The 7,730-nt window shown below is 41.1% G+C and carries 4 protein-coding genes and 2 pseudogenes; all 6 read right to left on the bottom strand.

Annotated elements, in window-relative coordinates; all coding sequences use genetic code 11:
• Positions 1-213 (bottom strand): annotated as a pseudogene (locus HMPREF1128_RS10245) (DDE-type integrase/transposase/recombinase); the annotation flags it as partial.
• Between the two features lie 126 nt (positions 214-339).
• Positions 340-462: pseudogene (locus HMPREF1128_RS10305) on the bottom strand (tRNA methyltransferase); the annotation flags it as partial.
• A 91-nt stretch (positions 463-553) separates the two neighbouring features.
• Positions 554-1,261 carry an acid phosphatase AphA gene (aphA, locus tag HMPREF1128_RS06610; protein WP_007525608.1) on the bottom strand — a complete coding sequence of 236 codons (708 nt, stop codon included), beginning with the start codon at positions 1,259-1,261 and terminating at the stop codon, positions 554-556.
• 80 nt (positions 1,262-1,341) lie between these two features.
• Complete coding sequence (locus HMPREF1128_RS06605) at positions 1,342-5,715, bottom strand: two-partner secretion domain-containing protein (RefSeq protein WP_007525614.1); 4,374 nt, start codon at positions 5,713-5,715, stop codon at positions 1,342-1,344.
• Positions 5,716-5,874: 159 nt separating this feature from the next.
• Positions 5,875-7,473, bottom strand: coding sequence for a ShlB/FhaC/HecB family hemolysin secretion/activation protein (locus HMPREF1128_RS06600; RefSeq protein WP_007525610.1), 1,599 nt, complete (start codon positions 7,471-7,473; stop codon positions 5,875-5,877).
• A 53-nt stretch (positions 7,474-7,526) separates the two neighbouring features.
• A partial coding sequence (locus HMPREF1128_RS06595) for an IS3 family transposase (RefSeq protein ID WP_035530305.1) occupies positions 7,527-7,730 on the bottom strand: 204 nt, incomplete at its 5' end.

Below are 7,730 nucleotides of genomic sequence, written 5' to 3'. Positions count from 1 at the left end.
ATAAGTCTGAGAGTAAAAACACTCTGATTTTAGTATCGCAAAAAAACTTTCAATCACCGCATTATCATAGCAATTTCCTCGGCGGCGCATACTTTGCACGGCTTTACCCTCCAACATCTTTACCCATTCCGCCGAGCCATACAATACACCTTGGTCGCTATGAATAATCGGGTACTCTGTCGGTTTAAGCCGACTAAGCCCTTGTTCTAACATCTTTTTACCAATGAAAACTTCGGGCGTGTCGCAAAGTTATAGGCAATAATTTCTCGGTTAGCCAAGTCCATCAACGGTGAAAAATAAAGCTTTTCTTGCCCAACCTGAAATTCCGTTACATCCGTTATCTGTTGTTGCCACAATGCGTAGATCAACATCGCTCTTTCCTTTTGCCATCGCAAAACGGTTTGCACTTAATGCAAGAAGACTGGTCGCACCAATTTGAATAAAATGACGTCTGTTCATCATAAAAACGCCACAAAAATTTTGAAAAAGTAGGCGGATAGAAATCCGCCCACATAAACATTTTTATCCTATTTTAAGATCATTCAAAACTATTTTAATAGCTTGAGTTAATTAAAACCTCTTCGCCATAGCCACCTAAAGTTGGCATTGGCTGGTAAGTTGAGTTTGCTGCACGCATTAGACGAATACCACGAATACCCGCTTCTTTCGCAGCTAAAATATCATCATCGCTGTCGCCATAGTGGATAGTGACTTTATGAGCAATAATACCTGGGGTTTTATTATATTTTGTTGTACGTTCACGACCGCCCATAAATTCCACTGGATGCATATTTTTAATATCAAATGCTTTTTGTAATACAGAGGTTACGCCATCGGTTTTACCTGCTGTACGACCCGTAATAAAGTAAATCTGATCGCCACGCTCTTGGTGCATTTTGATTAAATCTGCACCAATTTGTTTTGGAATTGAGTAATTATCGCACCCTGCATTTACTTCATTCCAGAAGTCTTGATTTTTTAAGTAATCTTGTTTGCCTGGTGAGTATTTTTGCTGACCGTAGTAGAAGCAAGGGCTACTAAATAACACGGTGTCGTCAATGTCAAAGCTCACATTAATCGGTGCTTTGCCCTCTAATTCTTTTTTAATTTGATCAACTGAAATCCAGTGAATGGGTTGTTCAACCAACATTTCACGGGCGTTAGTGCCTGATTGAGTGTAAGGCTCAGTTTTAGACGCAAATGCTGGCATCATTAAACTACCGATAACGATTGCTAATGAGAGTTTAGTTAATTTGTTCATAAAGAATCCTCTTTTTTATAATTGAAATAAGCGGTCAATTCTTCGCAAAAATTTGCAAAAAATTGACTGCTTGATGGGTTTTAGTTTCTTACACGTACTTTATAATTTACCTTATTATTTTTAATAAGTTGTAAATTTACTGCACGTATTGGTTTTACTACCTGTCTTACTTTTTCAGGAATTTTTGCTTCAACTTGTTTTTTTATCGCTGTAGTAGCTTCCGCTTTAAAATGTATTTGGCGACTATGATGATTTTTCATCTCAGTACGAGATTTCACACCTTTGACTACAACTGTATCCTGTGTTGCATTCACGCCAGCATTAGTTGCTGTTTGCTGATGTTTAGCATTAACCTCTAATTTTGCATCCGCTTTCACACCTGCAATGGAACCGTTATTCCAGTCATTTTTTGCTGCTTCTGCCCACTTATCTGTAGTTGGTACAGCAAGTTTACCACTACCATTCGCAGCAAGGCTTACACTTACTTCATTGACTTTATTGACTAATTGCTCACTGTGAGAGTCGCCTGAAATCGTACCGCTTGCGTGGTTAGCATTGACAGAGCCACCGATAAATTTCGCATCACCACCAGCATTGATCTTAGCTGTATCGGTGTTGAGAGTGGTTTCGGTATGTGTTTCATTACGCACCACATTTACAGTAAGATGACCGCTACCTGAAGACGGAGCCCATTTTTGCTCAGCCACGCCACCGCCTAGTTTTAAGCCTACTGAAACATCAGTTTTGTTCACGCTATCTGTTGCTGCCGTTAAGGCTAAATTGCCTTTGCCCGCATTAAGATTGAGCTGTTCAGAGGTTGAGATCACGCCTTTTAAATTCACTCCGTTTTGAGCTTGAATGCTCACATTTTTACCATTTACTGCCACACCTGTGTGCGTTTGGCTGTTTTCGGTGTTTACGCCTACATTTGCATTAAAGCCTGCATTTGCTACTTTAGCTCCAATATTCACGCCTGTTGCCACGGAGGCTGCCACATTTTGAACGTGATTATTGCCGGCTGTAATGTTCACACGTTTGCCAGAAAGTTGAGCATTTTCAACCGCTTGCACGTTTGTGCCTTGCAAGTTCAATACGCCTTGTGTTTGCACATTTACGTTTTTACCCGCAATGGTATTCATCACCGCTTGGCTTTGGTTGCCGTTTTTACCATTTGCAGAAAGGCTTAAATCAATAGATGGAACTGCTGCACCTGCTGATGGCACAACCATTGCACCAACACCTACTTTCGCTTCAAAACCACCACCTGATTGGGTTTTACTGCTTGTTGCTTGGCTGAATTGAGCACTTTGAGCTTGAATATTCACATTTTCACTTGCGTTAATATTTGCTTGGCTATTAAATTTGCCTGTGTGAATGTTCACGTTTTTCGCATTAATTGAGCCTTGCACGGCATTGCTTTCTTGGCTAACAGATTGATTGTAATTTGCTCCTACTTTTGCTGCAACGTTAAAGCGTTGGAAATCAGAGGTATTTGCTGAAACGCCTACACTCGCCCCAGCTGAAAGGCTGTTTTTCTCAACACTATTTGCAACTGCTACAAGTTGATGGCTGCTTGAATTAAATTGTGCCGTTTCTCCTGCGCTGTATTGGGTAGCATTATCTTGAATGTGGTTTGCATTCACGCTGATATTTTTGCCTGCTTGTAACTGCGTTGCGGTATGCGTTGTGTTTGAAGCGGTTTCGTGCCCACCTTTTGCAGCAAGTTCCGCTTCCACGCTGAAAGCTTTGGATTTATCAATGCTCGCAGATACGGTGAGATCAACATTCACATTATTGCCAAAGCTATTTGTGCTATTTTTTGCCGTCGTGTGAAGTACCTCTTTCGCATTTTCTTGGATATTTCCGCCTGCTTGCACTTGGCTGCCTTGATGCTCAATGCGATTTGCATTAAGTTTTACATCATTTGCCGCTGAAAGTTTGCTTGCTTGGGCTTTGTTTTCCACGCTTGAATTTAAGGAATGAGCTACGCCAACACCTAAAGTGGCACTTAATTTGTTCTCGGTTACGGTGCCGCTCAAACCAACATTTACTTCGTTTTTCACGCTGTTGTTAATGCTTTGATTTTGAGCCGCTTGTGTCGTGATTTTATCTGCGTTAATGACTAAATTGCCGTGAGTTGCCGCCACTTCACTACCTGAAACAGTCACAGTTTTTGCATTCAATGCTACATCGTTACCTTTTACGCTTGAACCTGTATGCGTTGTTGTGTGACTATTTTGGCTGTTATTGTAAACGTTCAAGCCCAAGTGGAATTTACCTTCTGCATTTACAGCATCTGCTTTTTTCTCTTTGCTGATTTCAACATCTGCATCCACGCTTGGCTTACCTTTGTTATTATCAAGGTTGAGATTTGCGGTTAAATGCCCGTGTTGGAATGATGTTTTGAGGCTGTCGAAACCGCCCGCGAAACTAAAACCAGCCTTACTTGATTCCGTACGAACGTGGTTAGCTGCACCTTTCACTTCAATACCACTTTTTGCTGCAATATCGAGCAACCCTGCAGATTGCACGGTTGAGCCCACAATGCTCACGTTTTTGTTGGTAGAAAGTTGGAGATTTGATTCTGATTTTAAGGTTGAACCTTTTGCAGTAGAGGTATGTGTATAGCTACTTTGGCGAGCCTTGGTGATATCAAAAATTGTACCTTGACGAGCGTAATCAACTGCAGTAGTTTTCGCTTGAGTGCTATCAATAACTAATGCACCTGCATTGCCTTTTACCACGCCATTACCACCCGTTACGACACGGCTGCCTGAAATATGCACACCACGGCTTGCATCTAAAGTCGCATCGCCTTTCACAGTAACATCTGCTCCATGCACGGTTTCCGCACTTCTACCCGTGCCCACGGTTTTCGAGCCAGCTAAACCGCCCCAGAAACGCATATCATCGCTGAGGTTATAACTTTCACTAGATTTCTCTGAACCGAATGAGAGCGAACCACTGTTTTTCGCGAGCAATACACCATCCACATTTGCCACTACGCCTGTTAAATGCACATCGCCTTTACCACCTAAAATAAGATCTTGTTCGGTTGTTAATTCTGTTGCAGTGTAGTGTTGTACGCTACTATCTTGGCTGCTTAAACCTGTTTTTAAACGTGCAGTCTCATTTTTAAATTCAGCACGAGCCGTTTGAGTGGTAGTGGCTTTTGCACCACGTAAATTCACGCCTTGTTCGCCATAAATAGCGGTCGTTTTTGCGGAAACTTTTGCACCTTCAGTGGTCACTTTGCCTTCGGTTGCTTCAATGTTTACGCTATCTCCTGCAATCGTAGTACGGTGTGTGGTTTCAACACGGCTGCTTTCTTGTTCATTACGATACCACGCACCTTTGCTTTGGTTTTTGCTATGTTCATGTAAATTCACGGTTTTTTCTGCACCTAAATGTACATTGCCACCGCGAATATTGCTATTTTTGGCTTGAATATCTGCTCCTGAAATGTTCAATTTACCGCTGACATTCACATTAAATTGCTCAGTTTGCACACGGGTTGCTTGGTAGCTTTCACTTGAGCCACTTTGATGTTCACGAGCTTGTACGCCATTTTGATGTGTAATTTTTGCTTTACCACGATCTGTATGGCGACTAATTCTACCGTTTAAGTTTGCATTGCCTGCGGTAATATCCACTTCTTTTGCTTGTAAATCAGCCGCTTGAGCGGTGATAGTCGCTCGCTCATCGGTTGAATGAATACGAATTCTGCCTGCTTGAATACTACCCACGACTTTGCCATCTAGCACTTGACCTTTACGCTCTGTAGTTGTGATTTTAAGCGTGCCATTGTCTTCACGTGCAATTTTATTTTTGCCCGTAATCACATTCACCCCTTCGCTGGTGGTAATTTGACCGCCAACGGTCACTTGCGGGGCGATTAAATCAATTTCGCCAGAACTGGTAATTTTGCCGCTGGTGCTTAACGCGTTATCGCCTGTTGCATCATAGCCTTTAAGTTTACCCTCTGCGACTTGCGGTTTACCTACCACAAGCGAAGCACGAGGCGTATTAATAAAACCGCCTCCTTCCACGCTAATGCCGTTCGGGTTTGCTAATACATAATCGGCTTTATCACCAAAGATTTCTTGCTGACCTGCAATTTTAGATGGGTTGCGACTCACTACTTCATTAAGAATCACTTTTGCGGATTGGGTTTTGAGATTTGGGTTAGCGTTTAGATCGCCTGCAAGTTGAGATTTACCATTTTGGCGAGCATTGTTTAGCACAGCACCAGATTTATCTACGTTAAACTTATCATATCGGTTATGCGATAACCCTGCGGCACTTGGATTGGCGATATTGATAATTTCAATGCCTTGTTTTTTGCTAATTTGTGTGTTGGCATCTGCCGCACTGATTTCTGCAAAAGCAGATTGCCCCGCAATGCTGAATGCAATGGCGAGCGAAATTTTGCTTAAAGAGTAAGTTTTAGACATTTTGTACCTCGTAAAATGGAACATAACTAAATAAGAAATGCTCGTATTAAAACAAAAATTAACAGGTTAGACCAGTCATTTATGGAGTAAAAATGTGATCTGCTTCACAAAAAAATAATTTATTGAGTAAAAAATCAAGTGTGCATTAGTGTAATAAGCTTAGAATTTATAGCTGATGCTTCCCAACACTAATCGCTCTTGTTTGACACCATCAGTTTTCGAAAACAATCGCCCCATTGCCCATTCAAGGTTAGCTTGAAAGGTTTTCTGCTCCCAATTCAACCCAACGGCATAAGCAAAGGCTTGTTCTCGCTGAGCATTCGCTTGTGTTGATTTTTGTACGCCAAAATCAATGCCAACGTAAGGCAAAAATGTACCGAGTTCGGTTGCTTTTACCCACGCAATATCGTTGTGTAAAACAATATTTTTCTCTGCCGACAAACTTAAATCATTCAAGCCACGTACGCGATAATGCCCCGTCAAATCTTCCTGTTTAATCGAAGGCAAATAATCGTGGCTATATTGTGCTGTAAGCTGGTGAGAATGGCGAAAAAGTTGCTCTCCAATTGATTGGTAGCGATTAAATTTCAGCTCAAAATTCCAACGGCTAAAACGATCTTCTGGCTGGTTTTCGCCTTTATTTCGCCCTTGTTCATAGTGGAAATCAGTAACAAAAGTGGCATTTTCAAACAGCTGCAAATGATTTAGCCCAATAGAAATGCTCGTTAATTTAGGACTTTGAAGATCTAAAACCACATCATCCAGTCGGTTTTTGCTGTTAATTTTCTCGATCTGCGTGGAAAATGTTGAAATATGGTTAGAACCACGATGGAAAACATAATCTGCGGTTAATCCCGTTTGGAGAGTTTGCCCTTTTTGTTGCAGGCTTAATGTCTGAAGTGAGAGCGGCGTTTTAAATTGGGAAATAGAAGCAAAGCCACTGAATGTCCAATAACCATAAGGTAAGGAATAATAGAGCAATGCCGAGCGGCTAAATTGATGACGAGATTTTAGTGTATGCGAACCGCTTAGATAAAGCGTATCTGATAAGCCAAAAGGATTCCCAATGCTAACTGAAGAACGTGCCTGCCAACGATCGTAGGTTCTTGACGCGTAATTATCCAATCCAATTGAACCATTGAAACGAGAAATTGGTTCGTTCGTAAATTTCAGTTTAACTTCGCCATTTTTAGCTGGCAAAACATCAACAGAAACGCTGTTTCCCGTGATGCGATTCGCTTGGTCAAGTGCTTGGTCAAGATCTTGCACTTTCAGCGGTTTACCTATCGCATTTGGTAAAATTTGGCTTAAATTAAACCGCTTGTTATCGCTTTCTATAGCAGCAATTTTGCCCTCAAATACGTGCAGGGTTAAAACGCCTGATTGATCGTCTTCAAACTGAAAAGGGTTGTGAATGTAGCCTTTTCTCACATAGGCTTGAGTAAGTTGTTGACTCAGCTGATTAAGACGAGCTTCATTCAAACATTCGCCCGATTTAGGCGCAAAAGGCATTGGATCAATAAGCGTTATTCCTTTAAATTTTACACCTTGATAATCTAAACAAATTTGCGAGAAATCGCCATTTTCAACCACTTGAGAAGTAGATTGGAATTGATGTTGTTCTAACCAACGTTGTTGATTTTGGCTCTGTAGATCAGCAAATTGCTGTTTAGATTGTTGGAGCGATTGGGTGATATCATCAGCCCAAACATTTGATGAAAAAAAAGTAAGAAGAAAGGAAAAAGCAAGTTTATTCATAGCAGCGATAAAATAAAAAATATGATCTGCCCCCCAAAAGTTGGACAGGTTAGTTAACTTAAATATTGAGCTCGGTATTGCACTGGGCTCAATCCTTTGAAAGCAAGTTTAATGCGTTTTTGGTTGTAATACACTAAATATTCTTCAATTTCAGCCTGTAATTCAGCAATTGAATGATAAGTCTGAGAGTAAAAACACTCTGATTTTAGTATCGCAAAAAAACTTTCAATCACCGCATTATCATAGCAATTTCCTCG

Origin of the sequence: Haemophilus sputorum HK 2154 (assembly GCF_000287615.1) — a bacterium.
GTDB lineage: Bacteria > Pseudomonadota > Gammaproteobacteria > Enterobacterales > Pasteurellaceae > Haemophilus_A > Haemophilus_A sputorum.
Note: the sequence above shows the minus strand (reverse complement) of the source record. Positions and strands in the feature narration are given on the sequence as shown.

What these genes read in the sequence shown, in the direction of transcription:
- aphA (WP_007525608.1), bottom strand. Translation starts at nt 1,261, where the DNA reads ATGAACAAATTAACTAAACTCTCATTAGCAATCGTTATCGGTAGTTTA.
- HMPREF1128_RS06605 (WP_007525614.1), bottom strand. Translation starts at nt 5,715, where the DNA reads ATGTCTAAAACTTACTCTTTAAGCAAAATTTCGCTCGCCATTGCATTC.
- HMPREF1128_RS06600 (WP_007525610.1), bottom strand. Translation starts at nt 7,473, where the DNA reads ATGAATAAACTTGCTTTTTCCTTTCTTCTTACTTTTTTTTCATCAAAT.